Annotated in this window: 13 protein-coding genes; 7 read left to right on the top strand and 6 right to left on the bottom strand. The window is 58.5% G+C overall.

Annotated features, from left to right (window positions below):
• The first annotated feature begins 77 nt into the window (after window positions 1–77).
• On the top strand, window positions 78–1,445 hold the full coding sequence (locus B9H00_RS14985) for a hypothetical protein (protein WP_086901328.1): 1,368 nt from the start codon (window positions 78–80) through the stop codon (window positions 1,443–1,445).
• 57 nt (window positions 1,446–1,502) lie between these two features.
• On the opposite strand, the gene B9H00_RS14980 is transcribed toward B9H00_RS14985, so the two are convergent.
• Window positions 1,503–2,075, bottom strand: coding sequence for a hypothetical protein (locus B9H00_RS14980; protein ID WP_086901327.1), 573 nt, complete (start codon window positions 2,073–2,075; stop codon window positions 1,503–1,505).
• Window positions 2,076–2,277: 202 nt separating this feature from the next.
• On the opposite strand from B9H00_RS14980, the gene ugpB reads away from it, so the two are divergent.
• The 5 genes from ugpB to B9H00_RS14955 all read left to right on the top strand — a co-directional run bounded on the left by ugpB (window position 2,278) and on the right by B9H00_RS14955 (window position 7,317).
• Window positions 2,278–3,609: a sn-glycerol-3-phosphate ABC transporter substrate-binding protein UgpB gene (ugpB, locus tag B9H00_RS14975; protein ID WP_086901326.1), complete on the top strand. Its 1,332-nt coding sequence runs from the start codon at window positions 2,278–2,280 to the stop codon at window positions 3,607–3,609.
• Between the two features lie 77 nt (window positions 3,610–3,686).
• Entirely contained in the window at window positions 3,687–4,565 is an 879-nt protein-coding gene (gene ugpA, locus B9H00_RS14970; RefSeq protein ID WP_086901325.1) for a sn-glycerol-3-phosphate ABC transporter permease UgpA, read from the top strand.
• Between the two features lie 42 nt (window positions 4,566–4,607).
• The gene (ugpE, locus tag B9H00_RS14965; protein ID WP_086901324.1) at window positions 4,608–5,453 is read left to right on the top strand and encodes a sn-glycerol-3-phosphate ABC transporter permease UgpE; all 846 of its coding nucleotides are present in this window, start codon (window positions 4,608–4,610) and stop codon (window positions 5,451–5,453) included.
• Window position 5,454: 1 nt separating this feature from the next.
• Window positions 5,455–6,549, top strand: coding sequence for an ABC transporter ATP-binding protein (locus B9H00_RS14960; protein ID WP_086901323.1), 1,095 nt, complete (start codon window positions 5,455–5,457; stop codon window positions 6,547–6,549).
• Window positions 6,550–6,552: 3 nt separating this feature from the next.
• On the top strand, window positions 6,553–7,317 hold the full coding sequence (locus B9H00_RS14955; RefSeq protein WP_086901322.1) for a glycerophosphodiester phosphodiesterase family protein: 765 nt from the start codon (window positions 6,553–6,555) through the stop codon (window positions 7,315–7,317).
• A gap of 67 nt (window positions 7,318–7,384) precedes the next feature.
• On the opposite strand, the gene trpC is transcribed toward B9H00_RS14955, so the two are convergent.
• From trpC to B9H00_RS14930, 5 genes are all read right to left on the bottom strand, one after another.
• Entirely contained in the window at window positions 7,385–8,185 is an 801-nt protein-coding gene (gene trpC / locus B9H00_RS14950) for an indole-3-glycerol phosphate synthase TrpC (RefSeq protein WP_086901321.1), read from the bottom strand.
• A 62-nt stretch (window positions 8,186–8,247) separates the two neighbouring features.
• Window positions 8,248–9,276, bottom strand: a complete 1,029-nt coding sequence (trpD, locus tag B9H00_RS14945; protein ID WP_086901320.1) for an anthranilate phosphoribosyltransferase — start codon at window positions 9,274–9,276, stop codon at window positions 8,248–8,250.
• 76 nt (window positions 9,277–9,352) lie between these two features.
• Entirely contained in the window at window positions 9,353–9,973 is a 621-nt protein-coding gene (locus B9H00_RS14940) for an anthranilate synthase component II (RefSeq protein WP_086901319.1), read from the bottom strand.
• Window positions 9,974–10,075: 102 nt separating this feature from the next.
• Window positions 10,076–11,563, bottom strand: coding sequence for an anthranilate synthase component I (gene trpE / locus B9H00_RS14935; protein WP_169713465.1), 1,488 nt, complete (start codon window positions 11,561–11,563; stop codon window positions 10,076–10,078).
• A 196-nt stretch (window positions 11,564–11,759) separates the two neighbouring features.
• Window positions 11,760–12,434: a phosphoglycolate phosphatase gene (locus B9H00_RS14930; protein WP_086901317.1), complete on the bottom strand. Its 675-nt coding sequence runs from the start codon at window positions 12,432–12,434 to the stop codon at window positions 11,760–11,762.
• A 222-nt stretch (window positions 12,435–12,656) separates the two neighbouring features.
• Here B9H00_RS14930 and B9H00_RS14925 point away from each other — a divergent pair, with 222 nt between their 5' ends.
• Entirely contained in the window at window positions 12,657–13,955 is a 1,299-nt protein-coding gene (locus tag B9H00_RS14925) for an NAD(P)/FAD-dependent oxidoreductase (RefSeq protein ID WP_086901923.1), read from the top strand.
• Window positions 13,956–13,990 lie beyond the last annotated feature (35 nt).

Raw genomic sequence — 13,990 nt, 5'->3', positions numbered from 1 at the left:
TACCGGTGACATGGCGTGTCATAACAATAAAAACCTGACACGACATCGATACATAACAACGATCAAAGGAACAGTTCATGACCACTCAAACGGACTCACGACGTCTGAAGGCGCTGACGCTCTCCCTCAGCATCTCTGCAGCCATGACGGCCACTGCCGTGCAGGCTGCACCCAATGATCAGCAAACCATCGAGGCACTGCGCGCCCAGCTGCAACAAATGCAGCAGCGTCTTGATCGGCTGGAGCAGCAGCAGGCAACGAGTGCTTCCAGCAGTCATCAGGAAATGACCGGCAATAGCGCGGCAGCAACCCCTGACCCGCAGGCATCGCAAGCAAGCTCACATCAGAGCCTGGCCCAGGAAAACAGCTCTGCCATCAAGCAGATGCAGCAGACGGAATTCAGCGGTCAGCTTCAGTTCAACGGCAGCTTTAACGACTGGAGCGAGCAGAGCAAGGACACTACCGGCGACATGGATTTCGGCAAGTTTGTCCTTGCGGTCAACGGCGAAGTGGACGATCTGGAATATGATTTTGAATACCGTTTCTATGACGGCTATCAGTTCCTGAAGTCGGGCTGGCTCGGCTTCAATCCCAACGATAACGACACCATCCGCGTCGGTCTGGTCCAGACGCCCTTCGGTAACATGGAGTATGGCTATCAGGGCTGGTACGGCACTCTGCCCTATCTCGCCGGCTTCAACGACAACCAGAATGCCGGGGTGAAGTGGGATCACCACCAGGGGCCATGGGATACTTCACTGGCGTTTTTCAAAAGCGATAACCTGGGCAGCGGCAACGAGCACTATGGCGCCAACGCCATCGGGGATAGCCCTCAGGGGAACAGCGAAGAGAACCAGCTCGCCGCCCGCGCCGGCTATACCTTTGATCATGGTGATGACTATTCAACCCAGCTGAACGTCTCCGCCAAGGGCGGGCAGCTCTATAACGAGCAGACCAATCGTAGTGGCGATAACTGGTCGGCCGCCATTGGTATTGACGGTTCATACGGCAACTGGCGCACCATGTTTCAGGCCACAACCTATGAATATAATCCCAAAAACCCCTCGGAAGCGCAGTCCGGCATTTCTGATAGTGTCATCCAGATCGGGGCCTTCGGCTTCAATTATCTGATCCCGAAACGCGGCCAGATGTATACGGCCAGCGCCAGCTACAGCATGGATGTGGACTGGGGACCCGTTGAAAACCTGTTTTTCTTCAACGACTTCAGCTACATCGATCCGGCCGGTGACTTTTCCTCCATCAATGGCGGCTTTGGCGATCAGGATGACCCCATGCTCAATGACCTGGGGGTACTGGTGACTGCCGGACCCTACTTTGCCTGGTTTGATATCATCACCAACAAAAATGGCCTGAACTACTTCGGCTCACCGGTAGATAACGGTTGGCATACCAGTATCCAGACCAACTTCGGCATCAACTTCTAAAAACACGTTGCTATAAAAAACCCCGGCCATGGCCGGGGTTTTTTATATCAGTCTCAATCATGTCAGCGTGTTGAAATGCTCAAGGCCTTCGGCAAAGCGTGTCTTGTAGCGCTCGAATACGGCCGGGTCGCGCTTGAAGGCACGCAACACGGCGTCCTCCTGAAAATCGACCACATCAGGGGCCATCGACAGCGAGTCAACGCTTGAGCGCGCATTAAAGCCGGTGCGCAGATCGCTGTCAGCGTGGCGATACCAGCGCTCCAGACCAAACGTGGTGAAAAAGGCTTCAAGCCTTGGGTCCGCAGTCGTGACCCGCATCGCCGTTGACTCTCCAAGCCGCGTCACCAGCCGCCGCCCATGACCCCGGCCACGCTTTTTCTCGGGCGTGGCCAGAAGCCGGAGCGCCACGCCGCGCCCTTCCACCTCAAGCGTGAGCAGTGCCACCGAGCAAAGTTTTTTGCTGTCGTCGAAAAGTGCCACGATACGGGCCGATTCCTGCTCGAGCAATCGGCTGACACCGGCAAACTCCACCAGAGGCGCCAGCCCCGCTTCCCGTCCGAACACACTGGCACAGAGCATGGCCAGACAGGCATCCCGATCCCGGGAGTCGGTGATATATGAAATCTTCAAAGCTGTGTCTGCCCGCCGTTCAAAACGGCCATGATGCCATGTGCCTCTCGTATCTGGCTAACCTCTCGCCCACATTACTCTCTGCCTTCTTCCCGTCGATACCACTGTCATCGACATGACATCTGTTTGCCACACGACTGCCATCAGTCTCCCAGCATATTGTCGCAGCAAAAATTTTCACAAGGACAGCGCGGAGCACAACATGGTCAAGGGTTTCAAAGGCATCGTCGGGATGGCGGCAATATCCTCGCTGGCACTGAGCGCGACACCGGCGCTGGCGGCCACGGAAGTCATCTGGTGGCATGCCATGGAGGGCAGTCTGGGTGAAAAGGTCAACGAGATTGCCGAAGGCTTTAATCAGTCCCAGTCAGATTATGTCGTCAAACCGGTCTACAAGGGCACCTACAGCGAAAACCTGACCTCGACCATTGCGGCGTTTCGCGCCGGCCAGGCACCCGCCATTACACAGGTCTATGAAGTCGGCACGGCCACCATGATGAACGCCCGGGGCGCTATCTATCCGGTGTATGAACTGATGGCTGATACCGGCCAGCCCTTCGACCCTACCGCCTATCTGCCCGCCATTACCGGTTATTACAGCACCACCGACGGCCACATGCTGTCACTGCCCTTCAACTCGTCCACCCCGGTGGTCTATTACAACCGCGATCTTTTCAAAAAGGCAGGGCTTGATCCTGATGCACCGCCGACCACCTGGGAAGCCGTGGCCGAGGCAGGTAAAACCATCGTCGACAGCGGTGCAGCCAGCTGCGGCTTTACGACCACCTGGCCAAGCTGGATTCAGCTCGAAAACTTTGCAGCGCGTCAGGACATTCCATTTGCCAGCGAGCAGAACGGGTTTGGTGGAACAACAGCGCGGCTGACGTTCAATCAAAGCGATGCCGTCGTTGCTCACGTACAGGATCTGATCAACTGGCAGAAAAGCGGCGTGTTCAGCTACGGAGGACGGCAGGACCAGGCCTCACCGCGTTTTTTCTCGGGTGACTGCGCCATGCTGATGGCGTCATCGGCCAGCTACGCCAGCGTTCGTGACAATACCGAAGGTTTTGAATTCGGCGTCGCGCCCCTGCCCTGGGATCCGAAGGTGATCGATCAGCCGAAAAACTCGATCATCGGCGGCGCCTCACTATGGGTACTCAAGGGTCAGAGTGATGACGTCTATAAAGGCGTCGCGCAGTTCTTCGGCTACCTCTCTTCGGCAAAAGTACAAGCCGACTGGCATCAGTTCACGGGATATCTGCCCATTACCGACAAGGCTTACGCGCTGACCCGTGAGCAGCGCTTCTACGAGGAAAACCCTGGCACCGAGATCGCGCTCAAGCAGATGACCAGCACAGAGCCAAGCGATAACTCGCGCGGTCTGCGGCTGGGCAACATGCCGCAGATTCGCGACGTGATCGAAGAGGAACTCGAGCGAGCCCTCAACGGTGACAAGAGCGCTCAGCAAGCGCTCGATGATGCCGCAGACCGTGGCAATGCGCTTCTGGAACAGTTCGAGCGCAGCGTGCGCTGATCCATCCAGCCCCGGCGCGGAAGTTGCCGGGGCAGGTATGCCGACTTCTCGTGTCTTTTGGATAACGCCTTCAGCTCATGTCCACCTTTCAACGTCACCGCCTTGCGCCATGGATGCTCATGGCACCGCAGCTTGTCATCGTGCTGGTGTTTTTTTTCTGGCCGGCCGTGACAGCCCTGCGACAGTCCTTTTATGTGCAGGATGCCTTCGGTCTGGGAGAGACCTTCGCCGGTCTTTCGAACTTCACGCGGGTGCTGGCCTCTCGCAGCTATCATGAGGCGCTGCTCAATACGGCCCTCTTCAGTGTCAGCGTAGCGTTCGGTGCCATGGCGATTGCATTGCTGCTGGCCACCATGGCCGATCGGGTATTGAAGGCAAGCCGTGTCTACCGGACGCTTTTGATCTGGCCCTACGCCGTAGCACCTGCCGCGGCCGGGGTTTTGTGGATGTTCATGTTCGATCCCACCCTGGGGGTGCTCACCAGGGCCCTGAGTGCGCTAAGCATTCACTGGGACTTCCGGCTCAACGGCCATCAGGCCATGGTGCTGGTGATCGTGGCCGCCATCTGGCAACAGATGAGCTACAACTTCGTGTTCTTTCTGGCCGGTTTGCAGGGCATTCCGGCCAGTCTCATGGAAGCCGCGGCCATCGATGGTGCCGGCCCCTGGCGGCGCTTCTGGACCATCACCTTTCCGCTGCTCTCACCGACCAGCTTTTTCCTGCTGGTCATGAACACTATTTACGCCTTTTTTGACACCTTTGGCACCATCGATACCACCACCGGCGGCGGCCCGGGCGGCGCAACGCGCACGCTGGTCTACAAGCTCTATCAGGACGGCATCATAGGACTGGATCTGGGCGGCTCGGCCGCACAGTCAGTGCTTTTGATGCTGATGGTGGGTCTTTTGACACTGGTGCAGTTTCGCTACGTCGAACGACGCGTGCAGTACCACTGAGTCTCTCTTTAACCGCACCGATATCCGTCAGGAAGCCTTGCCATGCGCTATCACCGGCCAAAGCTTGATGTTGTGGCCCATGCCCTTTTGATCCTCGGGGCGCTGATGTTCATGCTGCCCGTGGTGCTGGCCGTGCTGGCCTCGACCCAGACACCCGGCGCGCTGTTTTCCGGCGCCCTGCCACTGTGGCCGGGCGCCAGCGGCCTGGATCATTATCTGACGCTTTTGAGTGAGCCGGTGCGTGGTGTCGGGGTGCCGGCCTGGCACTTGATGCTCAACTCGCTTTTCATGGCGCTTGGCATTGCCGTTGGCAAGCTGACCTTTGCAATCCTTGCTGCCTATGCACTGGTTTTTTTCCGTTTTCCGTTTCGACGCTGCTGCTTCTGGCTGATCTTTGTGACGCTCATGCTGCCCATCGAGGTGCGTATCGTGCCGACCTATGGTGTGGTCGCCGATCTGGGACTGATCGACAGCTATCCGGGACTGATACTGCCGCTCATTGCCAGCGCCACGGCAACCTTTCTGTTTCGTCAGTTCTTTTTGACGCTGCCACCCGAACTCATGGAAGCAGCCCGGGTCGATGGCGCCGGCCCGTGGCGCTTTTTCATCGATATTTTGCTGCCGCTGTCCAGAACCAATATCGCGGCACTGTTTGTGATCATGTTCATCTACGGCTGGAACCAGTACCTGTGGCCGCTGGTGGCCATGAGCAGCGCCGATAACGCAACCCTGGTCATGAGCCTCAAGCGGTTGACCATTTCCCAGGATGGCACGCCGCCCTGGCACCTGGCCACCGCCATGACGGTACTGGCGCTGCTGCCTCCAGCTGTGGTCATCATTGTCATGCAGCGCTGGTTCATCAAGGGCCTGGTCGACACGGAGAAATAACATGGCAAGACTGGAACTCAAACGCCTTCGCAAACGCTATGCAGGTGGTAGTGACGTGCTTCATGACATCGAGCTGAGCATCAATGATGGTGAAATGATCGTGGTGGTTGGTCCATCGGGCTGCGGCAAGTCAACACTTTTGCGCATGGTGGCAGGACTTGAAGCGATCAGTGACGGCGAGCTTGTCATCGACGATGAATGTGTCAACGCTCAGGAGCCGGCCGAACGCGACATCGCCATGGTCTTTCAAAACTACGCGCTTTATCCCCATATGAGCGTTTTCGACAATCTGGCCTACAGCCTCAGAAATCGCGGCACGCCAAAGAACGAGATTACCCGGCGCGTTGAGGAAACCGCTCGACTTCTTGATATTGCCACGCTTCTGGAACGCAAGCCCCGCCAGCTCTCGGGTGGACAGCGCCAGCGTGTGGCGATGGGTCGTGCCGTGATTCGAAAGCCGCGGGTGTTTCTTTTTGACGAGCCGTTGTCCAATCTTGATGCCAGTCTGCGCGTGCAGATGCGCCAGGAAATTCGCGCCCTGCAGCAGCGTCTTAACATTACCTCGCTGTATGTCACCCATGATCAAACCGAGGCCATGACCATGGCCGACCGGCTGGTGGTCATGAATGCCGGGCGCATCGAACAGATCGGCACGCCCATGGCCTTGTTTCAAAAACCGGCCACCCGCTTCGTGGCAGGATTCATCGGATCGCCGGCCATGAACTTTCTGACGATGCCTGCAAGCGATCTGCCCGACTGGCTACCCAGGGTTCCGATGGAGGCCGTCGAGCCGCTCGAGAGCGCAATAAGTGTGGGCATCCGGCCTGAACACATCGCGCTGACGCCTGCCGGAACAGGACATCTTGAGGGCCGTATCGAACTGGTAGAGCCACTGGGCTCCGAGAGCCTGGTTCACGTACGCGTCAGCGGTCATGACACGCGACTGGTGGTACGTCATGCCGGCACGGAGCTGCCCACGGCCGGCCAGATCACCGGTCTTAACCTCCAGGGGCCGTTCCATCTGTTTGATCAACATGGACAACGACTATCGACCAGGCCCAGACTTGCCGATACGACCTGTTCCATGGAGCCCTGAAACATGCAGCTGCCTCGCTATATCGCCCACCGCGGCCTGTCCGCTCACGCCCCCGAAAATACGCTGGCCGCCATTCAGGCGGCGTCTGACGCCAGCTGTGAGTGGGTCGAACTCGACGTTCAATGTTTGGGAGATGGCACTCCGGTCATCTGGCATGATGCCAGCGTTGATCGCTGCAGCAACGGCAAAGGCGCACTGATCAACATGACACGTAACGACATTCGGCCGCTGGATGTCGGCAGCTGGTTTTCTCAGGATTTTCGCGGTGAGCGCATGGCACTGCTTGATGAGGCGCTCTCACTGGTCAGCGCGTTGGGGCTTGGGCTCAATCTTGAGCTCAAGATCAACACCGGGCACGACCCGGCGGCACTGGCTCGTGTCGCGGTTCATCGTGCCCGTCAGGTACTGCCGCTCGATCAGCTGCTGGTCTCGAGCTTTGACATGAGCGCCCTTGAAACCGCGCGGGCAGAGGATGAGGCACTGGCACTGGGGCTTTTGTATGAGGCCGTTCCGCGGCGCTGGGCCAGCGATGCCGAGCGACTTCGTCCAACCAGCGTGCATGCCGACTGGACACAGCTTGACCAGGAACGGCTCATCGAAATCCAGGCCGCCGAACTGGCGATGCTTTGCTATACGGTCAACGAACCCGAGCGCTTTTCGTCCTGGTGGGATCATGGCGTCACCGGCGTCTTTACCGATGACCCCGGACTTTTTGATACGCGCTATCAGCGTCGAACGCGCGGCGACGGTAGCCGCAAACCACGCTGAGAAGGGGAAAAAAGAATACTGCCAGCGCGAGGCTGGCAGTATGGGTCGTAACTCAAAAGGCTTGAGCTCAGGTAAAAAAGAGCTGGCGAAGGGCATCGCCCGGGTCCGATTCACGCATGAAGCGCTCACCGACCAGAAAGGCATTAACGTTGCCGCGGCGCATGCGTGCCACGTCTTCACGAGTCGCAATGCCTGATTCGGTGACCACGCGCACGCCTTCGGGCACCTTTTCCAGCAGCTCGAAGGTCGTGTCCAGCCGGGTCTCGAAGGTATGCAGGTCACGGTTGTTGATGCCCACCAGCGCTAGATCCAGCTTCAGCGCCCGCTCGAGCTCTTCAAGACTGTGTACCTCGACCAACACGTCCATGCCAAGTTCGATGGCCAGCGTATTGAGCGCCTTCATCTGACGATCCTCAAGGGCAGCCACGATCAGCAGGATCGCATCGGCACCCATGCTGCGCGCCTCATAGACCTGGTACGGCGCCACGATAAAGTCCTTGCGCAGTACCGGCAACTGACAGGCACCGCGGGCGGCAATCAGAAAGCGCTCACTCCCCTGGAAATAGTCGGCATCGGTCAGCACCGACAGACAGGCCGCGCCCCCGGCCTCGTAACGCTGGGCGATGGCCACCGGATCAAAGTCAGCGCGAATGATGCCCTTGGAGGGCGAGGCCTTTTTGATCTCTGCAATCACGGCAGGATCGCCGTTGGTCAGACGCTGATTCAGCGCGGTTGCAAACCCGCGGGTGGGCGGTGCCTGCTCAGCACGCGCGCGTAGCGTATTTTCACTGATGCTGGCCGAGCGTTCGGCAATCTCTTCATGCTTGCGAGCAATGATTTGCGTCAGAATGGTAGGCAGCGTGCTCATGCGATGTTCCCTGAAAATCGCCGGACATGCCTTTATCACGTCCGGACGTTATTTATAGTACGTCAGTCATCGGCCCTGGCCAGACGAGCGGAAAACTCTGCCAGCGCGTCCAGTTTGGCAAGCCCCTGACCACTGGCAAGCGCTTCGCGTACGGTCTGCACACCTTCCTTGATCGAGCTGACCACATCGGCCACATACAGCGCCGCACCGGCGTTGTAGGCCACCATGTCGGCAGCCACGCCTTCCCCTCTCAAGGCTGCCTTGACCAGTATCAGACTGGCCTCGCTACTATCGGCCCTGATCGATTCCAGCGGCTGGCGCTCAAGGCCGACCTCCTCGGGAGTGATCACGTATTCGTGGATCTCACCATGTTTCAGCTCGGCCACTCGGGTCGGCGAGGCGATGGAGAATTCATCAAGGCCATCCTCGGCATGGACGACCAGCACATGCTGACTGCCCAGACGGCGAAGTACCATGGCCATGGGCACCAGCAGATCAGCACTGTAGACCCCAATGACCTGGCGTGTAGCACCGGTAGGATTGGTCAGCGGGCCCAGGATATTGAACATGGTCCGCACACCCAGCGCCTTGCGAACCGCTACAGCGTGACGCATGGCCGTATGATGGTTGGGGGCAAACATGAAGCCGACACCGATCTCTTCAATACACCGGGCGATCTGTTCGGAAGATAGTTCGAGCGATACTCCAGCGCGTGCGAGCAGGTCTGCGCTGCCGGAGCTGCTGGAAACGCCGCGACCACCGTGTTTGGCGACTCTGGCACCACAGGCCGCAGCGGCAAAACTTGAGGCGGTTGAGACATTGAAAAGCCCGGCGCCATCGCCACCGGTGCCTACAATATCGACGACGTGATCGGCATCGACATGAACCGGGTACATGAGTTCGCGCATGACCATGACCGCAGCCGTAATCTCGTCAACGCTCTCTCCCTTCATGGCAAGACCAATCAGAAAACCGCCCATCTGTACCGGGTCGGCCTCGCCACGCATGATGGTCGACATGACCGTTCGCATCTCGTCCAGCTCGAGATCCTCACGGCGTGTGACACGCGAAATGGCTTCCTTTAGTTCCACGAGTTTCTCTCCACGCCACGGGCAGCAGGCACCACCCAAAAGTGGTTATCGCATCAAAGGGACATATCCGGAAAACTCAGGCTTCGACCGGAGATCCCTGGGAGACATCGCTTGGCTGACGCTTGAGAAAATTGGCCAGAAGCTCGTGCCCCTGACGCGACAGGATGGATTCCGGGTGGAAGAGAACGCCTTCCATGTCCAGCGTCCGATGGCGAATGCCCATCACGATACCGGGAGTGACATCATCGCTGACCGTGGTTGCCGTGATCTCGAAACAGTCCGGCAGCGTCTCACGCTCGAGAATCAGGGAGTGATAGCGCGTCACCTCCAGTGGATTTTCAAGCCCTTCAAAGGCACCCCGACCATCGTGATCCACCATGGAAGTCTTGCCGTGCATCACCATCGGCGCCCTAACCACCTGCCCACCCCAGGCCTGACCGATGGCCTGAAAGCCCAGACAAATGCCAAAGATGGGCACTCGACCGGCAAAGTGACGAATCAATTCCAGTGAGATGCCCGCCTCGCTGGGGCTACAGGGCCCCGGGGAAATCATCAGATGGGTAAAGTCACGCTGCTCGATCTCTTCGATCGTCAACGTGTCGTTTCGAACGGTGTCGACCTCCGCCCCCAGCTCGCCCAGATACTGGACGATGTTGAAGGTAAAGCTATCGTAATTGTCGATCATCAATACTTTCATGGCTTTCCATCCTCACAGTGGCCGGGCGGTCGTTATCACGACACGCCAGTGACCCGGCCTTTATTCGGTGTTGGCTCGCTGATTCCAGAACGGAATCCGGCTCTATTCGAGGTTGTCCAGCCCACGCTCTGCCATGGCAACGGCGCGGAACATGGCACGACGCTTGTTCAGCGTCTCCTGCCATTCATTGTCCGGATCGGAGTCGGACACGATACCACCACCAGCCTGCACATGAAGCTCTCCGTTCTTGATCACGGCAGTTCGGATGGCAATGGCCATGTCCATGTTGCCCTGCCAGGAGAGATACCCCACGGCACCTGAATAGATGCCGCGCTTGACCGGCTCGAGCTCGTCGATGACCTCCAGCGCCCGCACCTTGGGTGCCCCGGACAGTGTGCCGGCCGGGAAGGTCGCACGCAGAACGTCCATCGGTCCCAGTGACGGCTTGATGCGACCGGTCACATTGGAAACGATATGCATGACATGTGAGTAGCGCTCGATGGTCATCCTGTCGGTCAGCTCGACCGAGCCAGGCTCGCTGATACGGCCTACATCGTTGCGCCCAAGATCGATCAGCATAACGTGCTCGGCGATCTCCTTGGGATCTCCAAGCAGCTCCTGCTCAAGCGCACGGTCCTCTTCCTCGTTGGCTCCCCTGTGGCGTGTGCCGGCAATCGGGCGCAACGTGATCTCGTCGTGATCAAGTCGGGCCAGAATCTCGGGGGATGCCCCGACGACATGATGGTCATCGAGATTGAAAAAGAACATGTAGGGAGACGGGTTGAGGCTTCGAAGCGCGCGATACAGATCCAGCGGCGGTGCCTGATAGGCAATGGTCATGCGCTGGGAGGGAACACACTGCATTAGATCGCCGGCCGCAACGTACTCGCGAATACGCGCCACGGCGTCCTTGTAGCCCTGCTCGGAGAAACTGGCAAAGAAGTCCTCTTCGGCTACCGCGTTGCGCCCGGTGCCGGGGCTTGCAGTGGTGATCGGCGTATGACGCAGCTGGTATTCCAGCGCCGCCAGACGCTCCTGAGCCTGCTCAAGCGCATTGTCATTGCCCGGGTCGGCATGGACCAACAGCGTCAGGCGTCCGGAGAGGTTGTCAAAGACCACCAGCTCATCGGCCACCATCAACAGAATATCCGGCACATCGATCGGGTCGGGCTTCTCCACACCACGCAGGCGTGGCTCGATCAATCGAATGGTGTCATAACCAAAATAGCCGACCAGACCGCCATCAAAGCGCATCGCCTCCGAGCTTTCAGGCGCCCGGAAGCGGCGACGAAACTGCTCGATCCACTCCAGTGGATCCTCGACTTCGGTGGCGCCCTGCAGATAGCCATCCACGTAGTGGCGAACGGTAAAACCGCTGACCTCAATGCGTTCACGACACGGCAGACCTATGATGGAATAGCGGCCCCACTTTTCACCGCCCGTGACCGACTCGAGCAGAAAGCTCCAGGGCGCATCGGCCAGCTTGAGATACGTAGACAGCGGGGTTTCAAAATCGGCCAGTACTTCATGGGTGACCGGAATACGGTTGTAGCCTTCGGCGGCGAGTTCGGCGAAGCGCTCGGATGTCATCATGTCGCAGATTCCTGTAGAGAGAGAAACGGTAGTACGGTGCAGAGGGCCGGTATCACCAGCGCCAGCGCTTGACGTTTCTCATCAGTCCGCAGGCCTTTGCATTGAGTGACATGATTGTATCTCGCAAGCTGAAAATTCCTTCGCGTGAAGGGAGAAAAAGGGCGAGCAGCGCCGTCATGGCGCAGTTTCAACCCTAAACGAGTTCTCCAAGTGAATCAAGAAGATGGTCGGGGTTCAGGGCGGCAATGGGTTCACCATGATTGTAGCCATAGGTGACCGCCAGGCTGCGACACCCAAAGGCTCTGGCCGCCTTCACATCGCTGCGAGAATCTCCGACCATCAACACCCGTCTGGGGGGAATATTCAGCGCGCTTGCGATATAGGCAAGCGGGGCCGGGTCGGGCTTTTTTTGCGCCAGCGAATCACCGCCCAGCACATGAGAGAAAAAGCCTTCCAGTCCCATGGAGGCCAGAATGGTATCGATAAAGCGCGACGGTTTGTTGGTCACCAGTGCCTGGGCAATGCCGCGTTCGCGCTGCGCTCTGAGGCACTCGACAACACCCGGATAGCAACAGGTCCGCGATACCGGATGCTGCGCATAGAAATCCATGAACAGCGCCAGAGCATCATCGATCTGCTGACTGTCGGGACCGGATGCCCCAAAGGCATTGGAATGCATGAGTGCACGTTCGACCAGCCGCCGCGAGCCGTTGCCGACCCAATCGCGAACCCGGTCAACCCCGGCTGGTGGAAGATCCATGGCCTGCATCATTTCATCAATGGCGAGCGCCAGATCCGGCGCCGAGTCGATCAGCGTGCCATCGAGGTCATAGAGAATCAGATCAATATCGTTAAGCGCATCGTGCATTTTCAGGCCATCACTGCGGGTGAATTCAGGTCATGATGACCCCATATCAAGGTGAGCAGGCCGGACATTGCCGGGAGCAAACACACCATCGTAGTGTCAAAAGTATCGATGCCAAAGAGCGGCCTGTCACGGTCATTTGTGACCGAAAGCCTTCAGGCCGTGGTCCGCTGTGTGGGCCACCGCCTGAATGTTTTTCCTTTCACTTTTCTTATGGAGCAGTCAATGGCGATCCCTCGCATTGTAGTGGTCGGTGGCGGCGCCGGCGGTCTGGAGCTGGTCACCCGTCTAGGACGCAAACTGGGCAAGTCCAACAAGGCTGAAATTGTTCTGGTCGATCGCAACCCCACTCATATCTGGAAACCGCTGCTGCACGAGGTGGCCGTCGGGGTGATGGACTCAAGCCTTGATGAAGTGTCCTATCAGGGGCATTCATCCAACGCAGGCTACCGCTATCAGATCGGCACACTGTGTGGTCTTGATCGTGAGCATCGCCAGATCCGTCTGGACGCGATTCACGACGACAAAAATCGTGTCGTTTTGCCCGAGCGACGCCTGGATTATGACTATCTGGTGCTCTCGGTGGGCAGCGTCTCCAATGACTTCGGGACGCCGGGTGTGGCGGATCACTGCTATTTCCTGGACAGCGTCAAACAGGCAGAAGCCTTTCGCAAGCAGATGCTCAATACCTTCCTGCGCTGCAGCAACCGTGAAGAAGCCGGCAAATCCGGGATGTCGGTGGCCATCGTGGGCGGCGGCGCCACGGGCGTGGAGCTCTCGGCCGAGCTTCTCAATGCCACACAGATGCTGCATGGCTATGGCTTTAGCCGCATCAGCCGTCAGCAACTCAAGATTCACCTGCTGGAAGCCGCGCCGCGTGTTTTACCTGCCCTGCCCGAGCGCATCAGCCAGTCAGTGCACCGTGAGCTTGAACGACTCGGCGTCGAGATTCATACCGATACTCGTGTCACCCAGGCCGACGAGAATGGATTCGAGATTGCCGATGGCTCACGTATTGATGCCGACCTGACCGTCTGGGCGGCCGGCGTTCGTGGACCCTCAATCCTTTCCGAACTGGGGCTTTCCACTCAGCGCAACCATCAGGTCATTGTTCATCAGACCATGCAGAGCGTGGACGACGACCGCATCTTCGCACTCGGCGACTGCGCGGCCTGCCCGCAGCCGGGCGATAAAATGGTACCGCCGCGCGCTCAGGCCGCCCACCAGCAGGCCAACACCCTCTACAAGAATCTGAAAGCGGCCATGGCCGGACGTGAGCTGACGGACTTTCACTACAAGGACATGGGCTCGCTGATCTCGCTGGCGCATTTTGATGCCGTGGGCAATCTCATGCGCGGAGCTTCGGCGCGTGGCGTGCTGGTCGAGGGCTGGATGGCCAAGATTTTCTATGCCTCGCTGTATCGCATGCACCAGGCCGCCATCCACGGCTATACAAGCACCGGTATTCGCATGCTGGTTGATCGCATCAATACGATCATTCGCCCGCGCCTTAAACTGCATTGAGCGCATTTCACCCCCGGAAACGTCGGGCAAACCGG

The sequence above is a fragment of the Kushneria marisflavi genome (assembly GCF_002157205.1).
Taxonomy (GTDB): Bacteria; Pseudomonadota; Gammaproteobacteria; order Pseudomonadales; family Halomonadaceae; genus Kushneria; species Kushneria marisflavi.
This window is presented reverse-complemented; position numbering and strand designations above follow the sequence as displayed.